Source organism: Chitinibacter sp. S2-10 (genome assembly GCF_046530675.1).
In the GTDB taxonomy this organism is placed as follows: Bacteria; Pseudomonadota; Gammaproteobacteria; order Burkholderiales; family Chitinibacteraceae; genus Chitinibacter.
In genome coordinates this window covers 380,949-396,911 of record NZ_CP172558.1, presented here as the reverse complement: position 1 = coordinate 396,911, position 15,963 = coordinate 380,949, and the positions used below count along the sequence as shown (strand labels likewise).

General features: G+C 54.5%; 11 protein-coding genes. 7 read left to right on the top strand and 4 right to left on the bottom strand.

Annotated elements, in window-relative coordinates:
• Positions 1 to 233: 233 nt before the first annotated feature.
• Together ACG2XO_RS01830 and iscR are read right to left on the bottom strand one after the other, a co-directional pair.
• Positions 234 to 1,448: an IscS subfamily cysteine desulfurase gene (locus tag ACG2XO_RS01830; RefSeq protein ID WP_410499146.1), complete on the bottom strand. Its 1,215-nt coding sequence runs from the start codon at positions 1,446 to 1,448 to the stop codon at positions 234 to 236.
• A gap of 52 nt (positions 1,449 to 1,500) precedes the next feature.
• Positions 1,501 to 1,977: a Fe-S cluster assembly transcriptional regulator IscR gene (gene iscR / locus ACG2XO_RS01825; protein ID WP_410499145.1), complete on the bottom strand. Its 477-nt coding sequence runs from the start codon at positions 1,975 to 1,977 to the stop codon at positions 1,501 to 1,503.
• 302 nt (positions 1,978 to 2,279) lie between these two features.
• On the opposite strand from iscR, the gene ACG2XO_RS01820 reads away from it, so the two are divergent.
• Together ACG2XO_RS01820 and tdh are read left to right on the top strand one after the other, a co-directional pair.
• On the top strand, positions 2,280 to 3,491 hold the full coding sequence (locus tag ACG2XO_RS01820) for a glycine C-acetyltransferase (RefSeq protein ID WP_410499144.1): 1,212 nt from the start codon (positions 2,280 to 2,282) through the stop codon (positions 3,489 to 3,491).
• A complete protein-coding gene (gene tdh / locus ACG2XO_RS01815; protein ID WP_410499143.1) occupies positions 3,488 to 4,513 on the top strand; it encodes an L-threonine 3-dehydrogenase in 1,026 nt (341 codons plus the stop codon). The genes ACG2XO_RS01820 and tdh overlap by 4 nt, the downstream gene beginning before the upstream one ends.
• A gap of 85 nt (positions 4,514 to 4,598) precedes the next feature.
• Here the strand turns inward: tdh and cysE are convergent, their stop codons facing one another.
• Positions 4,599 to 5,351, bottom strand: a complete 753-nt coding sequence (cysE, locus tag ACG2XO_RS01810; RefSeq protein ID WP_410499142.1) for a serine O-acetyltransferase — start codon at positions 5,349 to 5,351, stop codon at positions 4,599 to 4,601.
• Positions 5,352 to 5,630: 279 nt separating this feature from the next.
• On the opposite strand from cysE, the gene ACG2XO_RS01805 reads away from it, so the two are divergent.
• Positions 5,631 to 6,584: an FG-GAP repeat domain-containing protein gene (locus ACG2XO_RS01805; protein WP_410499141.1), complete on the top strand. Its 954-nt coding sequence runs from the start codon at positions 5,631 to 5,633 to the stop codon at positions 6,582 to 6,584.
• Between the two features lie 76 nt (positions 6,585 to 6,660).
• On the opposite strand, the gene malQ is transcribed toward ACG2XO_RS01805, so the two are convergent.
• A complete protein-coding gene (malQ, locus tag ACG2XO_RS01800) occupies positions 6,661 to 8,256 on the bottom strand; it encodes a 4-alpha-glucanotransferase (protein ID WP_410499140.1) in 1,596 nt (531 codons plus the stop codon).
• 331 nt (positions 8,257 to 8,587) lie between these two features.
• Here malQ and glgB point away from each other — a divergent pair, with 331 nt between their 5' ends.
• From glgB to glgC, 4 genes are all read left to right on the top strand, one after another.
• Positions 8,588 to 10,702 (top strand): 1,4-alpha-glucan branching protein GlgB, encoded by a 2,115-nt coding sequence (gene glgB, locus ACG2XO_RS01795; protein WP_410500219.1) that lies wholly within the window; start codon positions 8,588 to 8,590, stop codon positions 10,700 to 10,702.
• Positions 10,702 to 12,744 (top strand): glycogen debranching protein GlgX, encoded by a 2,043-nt coding sequence (gene glgX / locus ACG2XO_RS01790; protein ID WP_410499139.1) that lies wholly within the window; start codon positions 10,702 to 10,704, stop codon positions 12,742 to 12,744. The genes glgB and glgX overlap by 1 nt, the downstream gene beginning before the upstream one ends.
• A gap of 141 nt (positions 12,745 to 12,885) precedes the next feature.
• Positions 12,886 to 14,517, top strand: coding sequence for an alpha-D-glucose phosphate-specific phosphoglucomutase (locus ACG2XO_RS01785; protein ID WP_410499138.1), 1,632 nt, complete (start codon positions 12,886 to 12,888; stop codon positions 14,515 to 14,517).
• 130 nt (positions 14,518 to 14,647) lie between these two features.
• The gene (gene glgC / locus ACG2XO_RS01780; protein WP_410499137.1) at positions 14,648 to 15,925 is read left to right on the top strand and encodes a glucose-1-phosphate adenylyltransferase; all 1,278 of its coding nucleotides are present in this window, start codon (positions 14,648 to 14,650) and stop codon (positions 15,923 to 15,925) included.
• Positions 15,926 to 15,963: the final 38 nt, after the last annotated feature.

The window sequence follows — 15,963 nt, the reverse complement described above, 5'->3', positions numbered from 1 at the left end:
TCTTGCCAGCGAATTTTTGTATTGTTCTCAAATTTTATCAGTTGCCTGAATCTGATTTAAGCCAATCAAATTGGCGTGGATCGTGATGCCAGACAGGGCGCGAAGCCGCGCCGTTTGTTAATCATTCAATCTGCATCGCGCCGAAAGGTCGAGCTAGGCGCCGATTTGCGCCGTGGGCTAGTGCCCACAAGCAGGTCGGCAACAACGCTCGGCCGCACGCCGCGATGACAGATTTAGTGGGCTGCCCATTCGATGGTCGAAATATCGATTCCTTCCTTGAACATATCCCACAGCGGCGAGAGTTCGCGCAGCTTGCCGATTTTGGCTTTGCACAACTCAATCGCGTGATCGACTTCGGCTTCAGTGGTAAAGCGGCCAATCGTGAAACGGATCGAGCTGTGTGCCAATTCGTCCGAGCGGCCCAGCGCACGCAGTACATACGATGGCTCAAGTGACGCTGAAGTACATGCCGAACCAGACGATACGGCCAAGTCTTTCAGCGCCATAATCAGCGATTCGCCTTCGACATAATTGAAGCTGACGTTCAGATTGTGCGGTACGCGGTGAACCATATCGCCGTTCAAATGCACTTCTTCGATTTCTTTCAGGCCATTCCACAAGCGGTCGCGCAGCGCGCCGATGCGTTTGTTTTCGGTCGCCATGTCTTCGCGAGCAATGCGGAAAGCTTCGCCCATGCCGACGATCTGATGCGTCGCCAGTGTGCCCGAGCGGAAACCGCGCTCGTGACCGCCACCGTGCATTTGTGCTTCCAGGCGGATACGCGGTTTGCGGCGGATATACAGCGCGCCAATGCCTTTCGGACCGTAGGTTTTGTGCGCTGAAAAACTCATCAGATCCACTTTCAGCGTTGCCAGATCCAGCGCGATTTTGCCGGTCGCTTGTGCGCTATCGACGTGGAACACAATACCGCGTTCGCGGCAGATTTCGCCGATGGTGGCGATGTCCTGAATCACGCCGATTTCGTTGTTCACCGACATCACCGAAATCAGAATCGTGTCCGGGCGGATCGCCGCTTTCAGGGCTTCCAGATCGAGCAGGCCGTTTTCCAATACGTCCAGATACGTCGCTTCAAAGCCTTCGCGCTCCAGCTCGCGCACGGTGTCGAGCGTGGCTTTGTGCTCGGTTTTTACCGTGATGACGTGTTTGCCCTTGGTTTGATAGAAATGCGCCGCGCCTTTCAGTGCCAGATTGATCGATTCGGTCGCGCCCGAAGTGAAAACGATTTCTTTCGGGTCGCAATTGACCAGCTTGGCCACTTCCTCACGTGCTTCTTCAACTGCAGCTTCCGACTCCCAGCCATACGGGTGCGAGCGGCTGGCCGGATTACCGAACATTTCGGTCAGGTAAGGAATCATCTTGGCGGCAACACGCGGGTCTACCGGCGTGGTGGCAGAGTAATCAAGATAGATTGGTTTTTGCTGAGTCATGAGCTTTGCTCCGGTGCAATAGGCATGCTGATAAGTTTGAAATTTGAAATAATTAATGCGCGTTCAAATGATTCTGGCGCTGATCTTTAACAATGCTGAGCGTCTCGCTGCAGCGTTTGGTTTTTTCCTGCTGTTTCTCGATCAAGCTGGCCAGCGTGACATTAGACAAAAATCCGTGGATCGTCGTATTGAGCTCGGTCCATAAATCATGCGTCATGCAGCGCGATTCATCGCGGCAATTTTCGCGGCCACCACACTGGGTCGCGTCGATTGGTTCGTCAACGGCATGGATGATGTCGGCGACGCTGATTTCACTCGCCGCGCGTGCCAGACAATAGCCGCCGCCGGGGCCGCGAACGCTTTCGACCAGCTCGCGACGGCGCAGTTTGCCAAACAACTGCTCAAGGTAAGAGAGCGAAATATGCTGCCGCTCGCTGATGCCCGCCAGCGTGACTGGACCATTGGCTTGACGCAGTGCCAAATCAAGCATGGCAGTGACTGCGAAGCGGCCTTTTGTGGTCAAGCGCATGGGGTTTCCTTGCTGTTTTTATCCTGCCCCAATGGTATCAAAGCCCGACTAAAATGGTCAAGTAAAAACCCGACTGAATTAGTCGGGTTTTGTCCGGGATTTGTACGCAAACCAAATGCAGGAATGCCCGTACAGCCATGGCGATTTGGCCGATTTATGATGGATGTCTGGTTACTCGCAAACCAAACCTAACACGCCACAAGCGTAGCAGTGAATTTTTAATATTGAAAAATAGAAGGGTATATCTTTGCAGTTCAATCATAAATTGATCTGTGGCTATATACCCCATGAAGAGGTCGGGTATGCAAACAGATTATCTCGCGCATCTGGCGGCAACACTGGCGCAGATTCGAACTGATGGTTTTGAAAAGCCGGAGCGGGTGATTGCCGGCCCGCAAGGTGCGGCAATCGCGCTCGCCGGAGGCGAGCAGGTGATCAATTGCTGCGCCAATAATTATCTGGGTCTGGCCGATGATGCGCGGCTGATTGCTGCGGCCAAGCAGGGCCTTGATGATTATGGTTACGGCTGCGCTTCGGTGCGGTTTATTTGCGGTACGCAGCAAATTCACAAGCAGCTGGAGCACTCGATTTCGGCGCTGCTCGGTACTGACGATACGATTCTGTATTCGAGCTGTTTTGACGCCAACGGCGGCGTGTTTGAAACGCTGCTCGGTGAGCAAGACGCCGTGATTTCGGATGAGCTTAACCACGCATCGATTATCGACGGCATTCGCTTATGCAAGGCTCAGCGTTTCCGTTACAAAAACAACGATATGATGGATCTGGAAGCGCAACTGATCGCCGCTGATCAGGCGGGCGCGCGTTTCAAGCTGATCGTCACCGACGGCGTTTTTTCGATGGACGGCATCATCGCCAATCTGGCCGGCATTTGCGAGCTGGCCGGGCGTTATGGCGCGCTGGTGATGGTCGATGACTCGCATGCAGTCGGTTTTATTGGCAAGAACGGCGCCGGAACGCCCGAATTGTGCGGCGTGAGTGATCGCGTCGATATTTATTCCGGCACGCTGGGCAAGGCGCTCGGCGGCGCTTCGGGCGGTTATATTGCGGCTCGCAAACCGATCGTCGAATTGTTGCGCCAGCGCTCGCGCCCGTATCTGTTTTCCAATACGCTCGCGCCGGCCATCGCTGCGGCCAGCCTCAAGGTGCTGGAGATTTTACGCAGCGAAGAGGGGCGTGCGCTGCGCGCCAAGGTCGCCGCCAACGCCGACTATTTCCGTAACAAAATGAGTGCAGCAGGCTTCAAACTGGTTCCCGGCGCTCATCCGATTATTCCGGTGATGCTGGGTGATGCCAAAGTCGCCGCGACGATGGCGGCTGAACTGCTCAAGGAAGGCGTTTACGTCATCGGATTTTCCTTCCCCGTCGTACCCAAAGGCAAAGCGCGAATCCGCACGCAAATGTCGGCGGCGCACAGTTTGGCGCAAATCGATCAGGTCGTCGCCGCCTTTACCAAAGTTGGGCGTCAGCTTGGCGTGATTGGAGGTGAGAAATGAAAGCCATCGCCAAACTCAAAGCTGCACCCGGTCTGGAAATGACGCGGGTGGCCAAGCCCGAACTGGGGCATAACGATTTATTGATCAAAATCCGCAAAACAGCGATTTGCGGCACCGATATTCATATCTGGAACTGGGACGACTGGGCGCAAAAAACGATACCGGTGCCGATGCACGTCGGGCATGAATACGTTGGCGTCGTTGCCGGAATGGGGTCGGAAGTCAAAGGCTTTGCCATCGGCCAGCGCGTTTCGGGCGAAGGGCATATTACCTGCGGGCATTGCCGTAATTGCCGCGCCGGGCGTCGCCATTTATGCCCCAACACCGTCGGCGTCGGCGTCAACCGTCCCGGCGCGTTTGCCGAGTATCTGGTGATTCCGGCGTTTAATGCTTTTCCGATTCCCGATGATATTTCCGACGATCTGGCGGCGATTTTCGATCCGTTCGGCAATGCGGTGCATACCGCGCTGAGTTTCAATATGGTGGGCGAAGACGTTCTGATCACTGGCGCCGGGCCGATTGGCATTATGGCGGTGGCGATTGCCCGGCACGTCGGTGCGCGCCATGTTGTGATTACCGATGTCAACGAATACCGGCTGGCGCTGGCCAGACAAATGGGCGCAACACGCGCGGTCAATGTTGGCAAAGAAGACCTGACGCAAGTGATGCGCGAGCTGGGAATGAGCGAAGGTTTTGACGTTGGTCTCGAAATGTCGGGCAATCCGCAGGCTTTTCGTCAGATGCTCGCCACGATGCATAACGGCGGCAAAATCGCACTGCTCGGCATTCCGCCTGCCGACACGGCAATTGACTGGAATCAGGTGATTTTCAAGGGGCTGGAAATCAAGGGGATTTACGGTCGTGAAATGTTTGAAACCTGGTACAAAATGGTCGCCTTATTGCAATCCGGCCTCGATATCAGCCCGATGATTACCCATCATTTCAAGGTCGATGATTTCGAGCAGGGCTTTGCTGCGATGCTGTCAGGGCAGAGCGGGAAAGTGATTCTGGATTGGACGTAAAACGCTTAGGGTATTGCTGTGCAAGCCTTGTTGAATAAGGATTGTATGGCAATACCCATGAATTTAAGATTTGAAGCCTCACGCCTCAATCGACGATTTTGTTCAAATAAGTCGGATCGAATTTATCCGCTGTTGCGCGTTCGTCGCTGCAGTCGACGCCGAGTGCTTCGAGCCGCGCCAGTACCATTTCCAGTCGTTTATCCGTGGTAACCGAATGATCGAGCAGGCCGTGAATGGCTTTGACCATCGGATCGTTCATGTCTGCGCCAACGCCGTAAGCAGAAAAGCCCAGTTGCCCGGCTTTTTCCTCGCGAGCCTGTTCGATTTCTTCGGTGAGGATGCGAGCCGGAATGCCGATTGCGGTGGCATTGGCTGGAACGTCTTTAACGACGACGGCGTTCGAGCCGACTTTGGCACCGTCGTGCAAGGTGATCGGCCCCAGAATTTTTGCTCCGGCGCCGATAATCACGCCCTGACCCAGCGTCGGGTGGCGCTTGCCTTTGTTCCACGACGTACCGCCGAGCGTGACACCGTGATACAGCGTGCAATCATCGCCAATCTCTGCGGTTTCGCCAATGACGATGCCCATGCCATGGTCGATGAAAACGCGGCGGCCTATCGTCGCGCCGGGGTGGATTTCGATACCGGTCAGCCAGCGCGCGAGATGCGAAAACATCCGCGCCAAGAGTTTCCAGTTCCTCACCCAGAGGCCGTGCGAAACGATGTGCAAGGTCAGCGCGTGAAATCCGGGGTAACAGGTCACCACTTCCAGCGTCGAGCGGGCAGCAGGGTCGCGGTCAAAAACCACACGGATGTTTTCACGCAGACGGTCTAGCATGGCGGCGGATTTCTTGGTTCGGGAATGATTGACTATTTTACTCGGTTTTTGAGTCGCTCGAAAGCTTGGGGGTTTTGCTGATGGGTTGCTGCATGGGTATAGGGCTGTAGCTTATTTTGTATATTGCTTTGGTTTAGATACCTGTATTGGGTATTTTGGATGGCCGGACCAATCAGCCTGTTTTCCGGAGGGGTGAGCGGCAATCCGCTTTGCGATATGTTCAGACTATTTTTGGCATGGCTTATGCATGACTGATTTCCCGTCCTTCGGAGATTCATCATGCAAATCAGTCAAAGCAAAATTTCCTTTAATACGGAACACCAGTTGGCAGAAACCAGCTGGAAAACGCTCGAAGTTCGCAAAGAGCCCGTGACGCCCGAGTTTGCCGAGCAGTTGCGACAATTTATCGCAGCAAAAATTGAAAAACCACCAGAGCCGCAGGTGCAAAAAGACAGTCATGTGCTGCAAAGACAAAGCTGGCAATCGTTGCTGGAGCTGCTATTTGACACACAGCCCACGAGTTTCCCTACCCCGTCCCACTGTGACAAGCCAAGCTTGCCCAGTGCTAGGCCAGCTGAAGTCGATTTGCCGGATAAGGTTTTAACAATCGAAACCAAAACGGTACACGTAGCGACTGAATCGTGCAGCTTTCAATCGTCCGGCAAAGTTTGCCTGAGCGACGGTAGCGAGCGGCAATTTGCCGTGGATTACACGCTGGCGCGCAGCGAGCTCTATGCGACGCAAACCCGCTTTCAGATGATAGACCCGCTGGTGCTCGATTTGGACGGCGTCAACTCCAGCTTTGGCGCACAGCAGGCGTTTGATCTCGATAGCGACGGCCACAAGGAAATGCTCAATCTGCCCGATGCGCCGCTGCTGTTTGTTGATCAAAACGGCAATGGTGTGGCCGATAACGGCAGCGAGCTGTTTGGCCCGCGTACCGGTCAAGGTTTTGCCGAATTGGCGGCTCTCGATAGTGACAAAAACGGCTGGCTGGATGCGGGTGATGGCAGCTTTGGCCTGCTCAATTTATGGTTTGCTGGCCAGAACACAGTCCAGACACTCGCACAGGCCGGCATCGGTGCGCTGTCGGTCAATGCCGTGGGTACGCCATTTGAATTCAAATCAGGTGGACAACTGCTCGGCCGCAATATTGCGAGCGGCGTCTGGTTGGGTGAAGAGCAGGGCGCAGGATCGATTCGGCAAATTGATTTGGCGAGTAAATCCGTTTGAATTGCCTGTTTGTGATGGGTATTGCCGTGCAAGGCTTGTTTGGTGTGGCTTGCATGGCAATACCCATTGAGTAATTTTAGCCCCGGTTTCGGGCGAATAGTTCGCCCAGATAGGCCAGCCGGCTGGCCTGCTGTTGATTCAGATGGTCGGCGCTGAAGCGGTATTGCCAGTTGCCGCTGGCCAAGCCCGGTGTATTCATGCGGTGCTGGCCGTTTTGCCCTAGTACATCCTGTACCGGCGCGATGGCGATCAGCGCATTGCTGCTCCAGGCCAGCCGGATCAGATCCCAATGCGGCTCGCTGCCCGCGACATTCATATAGCGGCGGAAAGCGTCGCGGTGTTTGTCGCTGGCGGCCTCATACCAGCCTAGCGTGGTGTCATTGTCGTGTGTTCCGGTGTAAACGACGGTCTGGCTATCAGGATAATTATGCGGGTAATGGTCGCTGCTGGCGTCGCCTTCAAAAGCAAATTGCAGCACTTTCATTCCCGGCAGTTTCAGTTTGAGCCGCAGCGCGGTGACGTCGTCGGTGATGACGCCAAGGTCTTCGGCGATGATGGGCAGGTTCTTGCCCAGCGCGGCTTCGATCGCGGCAAACAGCGCCTTGCCCGGGGTTTTTTTCCATTGCCCGTTGATCGCGGTCGTTTCGCCGAACGGCACGGCCCAGTAGGCGGCAAAGGCGCGGAAATGGTCGATGCGCAGGATGTCGGTCGTTTGCAGTGTCGCGGCGATGCGTTTGATCCACCAGGCAAAACCGCTGCTTTCATGTTGTGGCCAGGCGTAAAGCGGATTGCCCCAGAGCTGGCCGGTGGCGCTGAAATAATCGGGTGGCACGCCAGCGACTTCGAGTGGGTCTCCATGCGTGTCGAGGACGAATAATTCCGGATTAGCCCACACGTCGGCCGAATCGAGTGAAACAAAAATCGGAATATCGCCGACCAGTTTGATTGCGCGCTCATTGGCGTAATGCTTGAGTTGTTGCCATTGCTTGAAAAACAGAAATTGCAAAAACTGGTAAAAAACAATGTCGTTCTCGAGCAATTTCCGATAGTGAGCCAACGCCGCCTTGTCGCGTTTGGCCAATGCGGCAGGCCACGAATTCCATGTCGCGCCGTAGTAGCAATCCTTGATCTGGTTTTCTGTTTGACGAGCGCTGAGTCGCTGATAGAAGGCCTGATATTCCGGCGTTTCGTAATCATTGCTGCGTGCTGCAATAAAGTGGAATTTACACGCAACAAACAACGAAAAATCGGCTAGCCAGTCGTTCGCTTTGCAAAATGCAGCAAATTCTTTTTTCAGTGCGGGCGAGGGATTTTTTTCGTAATTGGCAAATGCTGTGCGCAGAACGGCCATTTTCCATGGAATGACTGTGCCGTAATCGATGCGTGAAGGATCAAAATCCAACGGCGGGATTTCGTCCTGACTGAGTAGCCCTTCCTGGATCAATAATTCCGGACTGATCAGGTAATGGTTGCCGGCAAAAGTCGAAAACGATTGATACGGCGAATCGCCGTAGCTGGTCAGCCCCAGTGGCAATACCTGCCAGAGTGTTTGCTGTGCCGATTGCAAAAAATCAACAAAGCGATAAGCCGCCGGGCCCAGATCACCAATCCCATACGGTGACGGCAGCGAGGTGAGGTGGGCAAGTAATCCTGAGGACCGGGAAAACGTCACAATATGCTCCTGTGTTATGATTGCATGTAATTTACACGTCAATTATTTGGCGGTGAACATTACAAATTTGTGATGTTTGGTATTGTTGCAATTTATGTTGGTGCACCAGCATAGCACTAGCAGAGAACAAGCATCCTGTGGCATTTTGCTTATCTGTCAGCATTTTTTCGGAAATGAGAAAGTATTTCCGGCTTTTGACGCAAATTATGACCATCCCCAATCTAGCGATTGTCCAGTGAGGAATTCACGCATGCCAACTCCGGAAATTGAAACTCAGTCTATTGAGGCTATTTGCACCGGTACCCACGGCGACCCGTTTTCGGTATTGGGAATGCATCTGGTGGACGGGGTTTTGCAGGTGCGCGCCTGGTTGCCGGGCGCTGCTCAGGTCAGTCTGATCGAAAGCAAAACCGGCAAACCGCTGGCTGACTTCAGCCGCGTTGACGAGCGCGGCTTTTTTGTCGCCTGCGTGCCGCGCAGAAAAAACCATTTTGCCTATCAGTTGCGCGTTGACTGGCATGGCAACAGTGTTGATTTGGAAGACCCTTACCGTTTCCCACCGGTGCTGGGCGAAATGGACGTCTGGCTGCTCGCCGAGGGTAATCAGCTGCGCCCTTATGAGCGAATGGGAACGCATTTTAGAACCATGGACGGCGTTGATGGCGTGGCGTTTACCGTCTGGGCACCCAATGCGCGCCGTGTTTCTGTCGTTGGCGACTTCAATCACTGGGATGGTCGTCGCCATGTGATGCGGCTGCGCCGCGAATGCGGCGTGTGGGAGATTTTCCTGCCCGGTGTTGCCGAAGGACAGGGTTACAAATACGAAATCATCGACCAGCACGGCGGCCTGCAGCTGAAAGCCGATCCGTATGGTTTTTACGCCGAGCTGCGTCCGGCGACTGCATCGCGCGTTGCCCGTCTGCCTGCCTGGGTCGAAGGAACGCAAACGCGCCGCGAAGCCAATGCATTGAATGCGCCGATTTCGATTTATGAAGTTCATCTGGCCTCGTGGTGTCGTCGCCCCGAAGAAGGTAATCGTTGGCTGTCTTATCGCGAGCTGGCCGTTGAGCTGATCGATTACGTCAAATACATGGGTTTTACGCATATCGAATTGTTGCCGGTGAACGAGCATCCATTTGATGGCTCGTGGGGGTATCAGCCGCTAGGCCTTTATGCACCGACTTCCCGCTTTGGTACCCCTGAAGATTTTCGACATTTCATTCAAACCGCACACGAGAATGGCATCGGCGTGATTCTGGACTGGGTGCCGGGGCATTTTCCGACCGACAGCCACGGTCTGGCGCAATTTGATGGCTCGCATTTATACGAGCACAGCGATCCGCGCGAAGGTTTTCATCAGGACTGGAACACGCTGATTTACAACTTCGGCCGCAATGAAGTGCGCAACTACCTGATTGGCAACGCGCTGTACTGGATCGAGCGTTACGGCATTGACGGCCTGCGCGTCGATGCCGTCGCATCGATGTTGTACCGCGATTATTCGCGCAAAGACGGCGAGTGGATTCCGAATCAGTTTGGCGGCCGCGAAAATCTGGAAGCGATTGACTTTATGCGCCGGATGAACGAAGTCGTCGGCGTCGAGCGCCCCGAAGCGATTACGCTGGCCGAAGAATCGACGGCCTTCCCGTCGGTGTCGCGCCCGCCTGCGATGGGCGGTCTGGGCTTTCATTACAAATGGAATATGGGCTGGATGAACGACACGCTGCGCTATATGCAGCAAGATCCGGTGCATCGCAAATATCACCACCATCATATGACCTTTGGTTTGGTTTACGCGTTTAGCGAAAACTTCGTACTGCCGATTTCGCACGATGAAGTGGTGCACGGCAAAGGCTCGATGCTCTCGAAAATGCCCGGCGATTGCTGGCAGCAGTTTGCCAATCTGCGTGCGTATTACGCCTTCATGTGGGCGCATCCGGGCAAGAAATTGCTGTTCATGGGTTGCGAATTTGCGCAGGGGCAGGAATGGAACCATGACGCCAGCCTCGACTGGCATCTGGTTGACGATGCGGAAAACGGCTGGCATCGCGGCGTTCAGCATTTGGTGCGCGACCTGAACCGCGTTTACCGCGAATCGCCTGCCTTATACCAGATCGATTTCGATCATCGTGGTTTCGAGTGGATCAGTCATGACGACGCCGAAAACTCGATTTTCAGTTTTATTCGCAAAGGCGAAAGTGCTGATGAATTGATTCTGGTCGTCAGCAACTTTACGCCAGTGCCGCGCCACGGCTATCGCCTCGGCGTGCCGCGTGCCGGTGTTTATAGTGAAATTCTCAATTCGGATTCGGCTTATTACGGCGGTAGCAATACTGGCAATGTGGCGTTAAATAGCGAGGGTATCGGCTCGAATGGAAGGCCTGATTCGATTTGCATGACTATACCCCCTCTGGCGACGCTTTATCTGCGCTGGAGCAAAGATTGATGCTGCAAGCGGGAACGTCTTATCCGCTGGGAGCTACGTTTGATGGGGACGGCGTCAATTTTGCGCTGTTCAGTGAAAACGCTGCTCAGGTCGAGCTGTGTCTGTTTGATCGTACCGGCAAGGTCGAGATCAGCCGTTTGCTGATGCCCAATTGCACGCACGGCATCTGGCATGGCTATCTGCCTGAAGCGCAGCCGGGGCTGATTTATGGTTACCGCGTCCATGGCGAATATGCGCCGCAGCGCGGCCACCGTTTTAACCCGCACAAAATTTTGCTCGACCCCTATGCCAGAGCGGTGCACGGACGGTTTGAAAATCACGATACTTGCCTTGGGTATAAGCCGCAAGACCCCTCCCTGCCTGATGCTATGGATAATACCCTGCATGCACAAAAGGCGGTGGTGGTGGCCGAGCAGTATGACTGGGGTGACGACACGCGACTAAAAACACCGTGGTCGCAGACGGTAATTTACGAAGCGCATGTACGCGGCCTGACGCAGCGCCACCCTGATATCCCAGCCGAAATTCGCGGGACTTATGCCGCAGTCGCGCATCCGGTCATGCTGGCGCATTATCAGAAGCTCGGCATTTCTGCGATTGAACTTTTGCCAGTGCATTTGCACGCCGACGAGCCACGGCTGCAGCAACTGGGGCTGGAAAACTACTGGGCTTACAACACGTTGGGATTTTTTGCACCTGAGCCGACTTACTGGTCGGAAAGCAATGGTACGACGCCATTGTCCGAGTTTCGCGATATGGTCAAAGCGCTGCACGCCGCCGGAATCGAAGTGATTCTCGACGTGGTTTTCAATCACACCGCTGAAGGCGACGAGCTGGGGCCGACGCTGTCGTTGCGCGGCATCGACAATGCCAGCTATTACGTTTTAAGCGCGCAACATCCGGATAAATACGAAAACTGGACCGGTTGCGGCAATGTACTCAATATCAGCCACCCGCGCGTGCTGCAAATGGTGATGGATAGCTTGCGCTACTGGGTGAGTGAATGTCATGTCGATGGATTCCGCTTTGATCTGGCGCCGATTCTGGGACGACTCGAAGGGCGATATACCGCATATGCGCCGTTTTTTGCTGCACTCGCGCAAGATCCTTTGCTCTCGGGTGTCAAGCTGATCGCCGAGCCCTGGGATATTGGCCCGGGTGGTTATCAGGTCGGTCATTTTCCGCTCTCCTGGGTCGAATGGAATGATCAATACCGCGATACGATGCGCCGGTTCTGGTTGCACGACGGTGTTAGCCGCGCGCTGTTTGCCCGCCGGTTTGCCGCATCGAGCGATCTGTTTTACCGCCCCCGCCGAGCGCCAGAGTCCAGCATCAATTTCATTACGGCGCACGATGGTTTTAATTTGCGCGATCTGGTGTCGTACAACCACAAACACAATCTGGCCAATAAAGAGCATAACCGCGATGGGCATAGCCATAATCTGAGCTGGAATTGTGGCGTCGAGGGATCGACCGACGACGAGGGTGTTTTGCTGCTGCGTTTGCGTGCGAGTAAGGCTCTGCTGGCGACCTTGTTGTTGAGTCAGGGAACGCCGATGCTGCTGGCCGGTGACGAGCTGGGGCATTCGCAACAGGGCAATAACAACGCCTATTGCCAGAATAACGAAATCAGCTGGCTCGATTGGGCAAATCCAACCGACGAGCTGGTCGATTATATCGCCGAGCTGATCCGTATTCGCCGCGAATGTCAGGCACTTTCAAGCAATACCTGGTGGACCAGCCAGCCTGATGCCGCAGGCGTCAGCGATGTGGTCTGGCTGAATCCATCGGCCAGCCCGATGCAGCCGCACGACTGGGACGACCATGCAGGCCGCGCGATGATGGTGTTGTTGTCAAACCAGTTTCTGGTGTTGATCAATGCGTCGGCGCATCAGGTGCATTTTCACCTGCCGCCATTAGTTGACGGCGAATGGGCCATGCGGCTGGCGAGCACCGGCGACACCCAGTCTGATTTTTCCGGTCGCGATTGCCGCGTGGCAGCGCGAAGTGTAACGATTTTGCAGTTGAAAAATGGAAATTAACTACAGAGACACAGAGGCTCGGAGAAAACCCCAGGAGATTGCCGTTTTTGTGCGACTTTTGACTCCTCTGTGCCTCTGTGCCTCTGTGGTTCAATGCATTGACGAAAACTAATTGAAATAATTGAAGAAGTGGAAATCAACATGAATATCAATACAGTTGCAACGCAGGTTTTTGCCGGGCAGCGCCCCGGTACTTCGGGCTTGCGCAAAAAAGTCACGGTATTTCAGCAGCCGGGCTATCTGGAAAACTTCGTTCAGGCGATTTTTGACGTCGTGCCTGAACTGAAAGGCGGCACGCTGGTGCTCGGCGGCGATGGCCGTTATCACAACCGCGCAGCGGTGCAGACGATATTGAAAATGGCGGCAGCCAATGGTGTGGCCAAAGTCCTGGTCGGGCAGGGTGCTTTGCTGTCGACACCTGCGGTCAGCTGTGTGATTCGCAAGCATGGCGCAGTCGGTGGCATTGTGCTGTCAGCCTCGCACAATCCGGGCGGTCCTGATGGTGACTTTGGCATCAAATACAACGTCACCAACGGTGGCCCTGCGCCAGAAAAAATCACCGAAGCCATTTACCAGCGTACGACGACGATTAGCGAATACAAGACGTATGTCGCTGCAGACGTTGATATTGAATCATTAGGTGAATATACCTTGGGTGGTATGCAAGTCATCGTGATCGACCCGGTGAGTGATTACGCCGAATTGATGGAAAGCCTGTTTGATTTTGCCGCGATTCGCGCGTGGTTTGCGAGCGGCAAACGGATGCGCTTTGACTCGATGTGCGCGGCATCGGGCCCGTACGCCACGCGGATTATCGAAGGTCTGCTCGGCGCGCCCAAAGGCAGCGTCGTTAATGGCGTACCGCTGGAAGATTTCGGCGGCCTGCATCCGGACCCGAATCCGGTGTATGCCGATGATCTGGTGAATCATTTGTTTGCTGCCGATGCGCCTGATTTTGGTGCTGCCAGCGATGGTGATGCTGACCGCAATATGATTCTGGGGCGCAACTTTATCGTGACGCCATCGGATAGCTTGGCCGTGATGGCGGCCAATGCCAAACTGGTTAAAGGTTATGCAGGCGGCATCGCTGGCGTGGCGCGCTCGATGCCGACGTCATGCGCCGTTGATGCAGTGGCCAAAAAACTCGGCCTGCCGTGTTTCGAGACGCCAACGGGCTGGAAGTTCTTCGGCAATCTGCTCGACGCAGGCAAAGTGACTTTGTGTGGTGAAGAAAGCTATGGTACGGGCTCGGGCCATGTGCGCGAGAAAGACGGCGTTTGGGCGGTGCTGTTCTGGCTCAATTTGCTGGCTGTGACCGGCAAATCGGTCGAAGAGATTGTCACCGCGCACTGGCAGACCTACGGCCGCCATTTCTACTCACGCCACGATTACGAAGCGCTCGATACCGACGCGGCCAATGGTTTGATGGCGCATTTGCGCAGCCAGTTGGCAAGTCTGACTGGCCAGCAGTTTAGCGGCTATACCGTCGCGCTGGCCGATGACTTTGCCTACGACGATCCGGTCGATGGCTCGCGCAGTGAAAAACAGGGCATCCGGATTGTTTTCACTGACGGCAGTCGGATTGTTTTCCGTTTGTCCGGAACAGGTACTGAAGGTGCCACGCTTCGCGTCTATCTTGAAAAATTTGAAGCCGATATTGCCAAGCATGGCATCGCAACGCAGACCGCCTTGGCTGATTTGATTTCGATTGCCGGGCAGGTGGCGCAAATTGCCGAACGCAGTGGTCGCGATCAACCGACCGTTGTGACCTGATCAATCATTTAAACAACTGCACAAAAGTATTCAAGCAAGGCGAAGCAACGATGCGTGAAGACTTTTGCCTTGCTACTTAATACTCAAAATAACGCGCAAAGCCGGATACGGCAGCAACAGGAGAGGAATCATGGAAGTCCAATTAATCGATAAAGCGACCTTGGCACGACAATTACCCAACCGCGCAGTCGCACTGGTGCTGGCCGGGGGCCGTGGCTCGCGGCTGAAAGCATTGACCGATCATCGTGCCAAACCTGGCGTGTATTTTGGTGGCAAGTTCCGGATTATCGACTTTACATTGTCCAACTGCATTAACTCCGGGATTCGCCGTATCGGTGTGATTACGCAATATAAATCGCACTCGCTAATGCGCCATTTGCAGCGCGGCTGGTCATTTTTGCGTAATGAAATGAATGAATTCGTTGATGTGCTGCCAGCGCAGCAGCGCGTTGACGAAGAGCACTGGTATCGTGGCACGGCCGATGCGATCTACCAGAATCTGGATATTTTGCGCACGTATAAATCCGATTACGTCATCATTCTGGCCGGTGACCATATCTACAAAATGGATTACACACGGATGCTGGTCGATCACGTTTTGCTCGGGGCTGATGTTTCGGTTGCGTGTATCGAAGTGCCGCGCAAGGAGGCGAGCGCTTTTGGTGTAATGGCGATCAATGAAGACCGCAAAATCACCGCTTTTGTTGAAAAACCAGCCAATCCACCGGCAATGCCGGGTAATGACGAGGTCTCGCTCGCGTCGATGGGCATTTATATTTTCAACACGGCTTATCTAGAGCGCATGCTGGAAGAAGACATCAAGCTCGAAGGTTCGACGCACGATTTCGGTAAGGATCTGATTCCAAAAGCGGTGTTGGAGGGCAAGGCTTTTGCTCACCCGTTCAGCTTGTCGTGTGTACAGAATGAGGCCGATGGCGATCCATACTGGCGTGACGTGGGTACCGTCGATGCCTATTGGGAAGCCAATCTGGACCTGGCTTCGGTCACGCCCGAGCTGGACGTTTACGATCAGAACTGGCCGATCTGGACGCTGCAGGAGCAATTGCCGCCCGCCAAATTCGTTCAGGATAGAAACGGTAGCCACGGCATGACGCTCAACTCACTGGTTTCCGGCGGCTGTATCGTTTCGGGCTCGCTGGTGATTAATTCGGTGCTGTTTTCGCAAGTGCGTGTTCACTCATTCTGCACGATTGATTCGGCGGTGATTTTGCCGCAAGTCACCATTGGGCGTGGTTCGCGTCTGCGCCGTTGCGTCATTGATCGCGGCTGCGAGATTCCGGAAAACCTGATCGTTGGCGAAAACGCAGAAGACGATGCGCGCCGTTTCTATCGCTCCGAAGGTGGCGTGACGCTGATTACCAAGGATATGCTGGCCAAGCTGGCTTAACGGAAAGGGCGCAGGGGGTTGGCTCTTTCCTCCTTAGA

Bases quoted from the DNA above. Each gene is read 5' to 3' on its own strand.
- glgX (WP_410499139.1), top strand. From the start codon at position 10,702: ATGCTGCAAGCGGGAACGTCTTATCCGCTGGGAGCTACGTTTGATGGG.
- glgB (WP_410500219.1), top strand. From the start codon at position 8,588: ATGCATCTGGTGGACGGGGTTTTGCAGGTGCGCGCCTGGTTGCCGGGC.
- tdh (WP_410499143.1), top strand. From the start codon at position 3,488: ATGAAAGCCATCGCCAAACTCAAAGCTGCACCCGGTCTGGAAATGACG.
- iscR (WP_410499145.1), bottom strand. From the start codon at position 1,977: ATGCGCTTGACCACAAAAGGCCGCTTCGCAGTCACTGCCATGCTTGAT.
- ACG2XO_RS01820 (WP_410499144.1), top strand. From the start codon at position 2,280: ATGCAAACAGATTATCTCGCGCATCTGGCGGCAACACTGGCGCAGATT.
- glgC (WP_410499137.1), top strand. From the start codon at position 14,648: ATGGAAGTCCAATTAATCGATAAAGCGACCTTGGCACGACAATTACCC.
- ACG2XO_RS01785 (WP_410499138.1), top strand. From the start codon at position 12,886: ATGAATATCAATACAGTTGCAACGCAGGTTTTTGCCGGGCAGCGCCCC.
- ACG2XO_RS01830 (WP_410499146.1), bottom strand. From the start codon at position 1,448: ATGACTCAGCAAAAACCAATCTATCTTGATTACTCTGCCACCACGCCG.
- ACG2XO_RS01805 (WP_410499141.1), top strand. From the start codon at position 5,631: ATGCAAATCAGTCAAAGCAAAATTTCCTTTAATACGGAACACCAGTTG.
- cysE (WP_410499142.1), bottom strand. From the start codon at position 5,351: ATGCTAGACCGTCTGCGTGAAAACATCCGTGTGGTTTTTGACCGCGAC.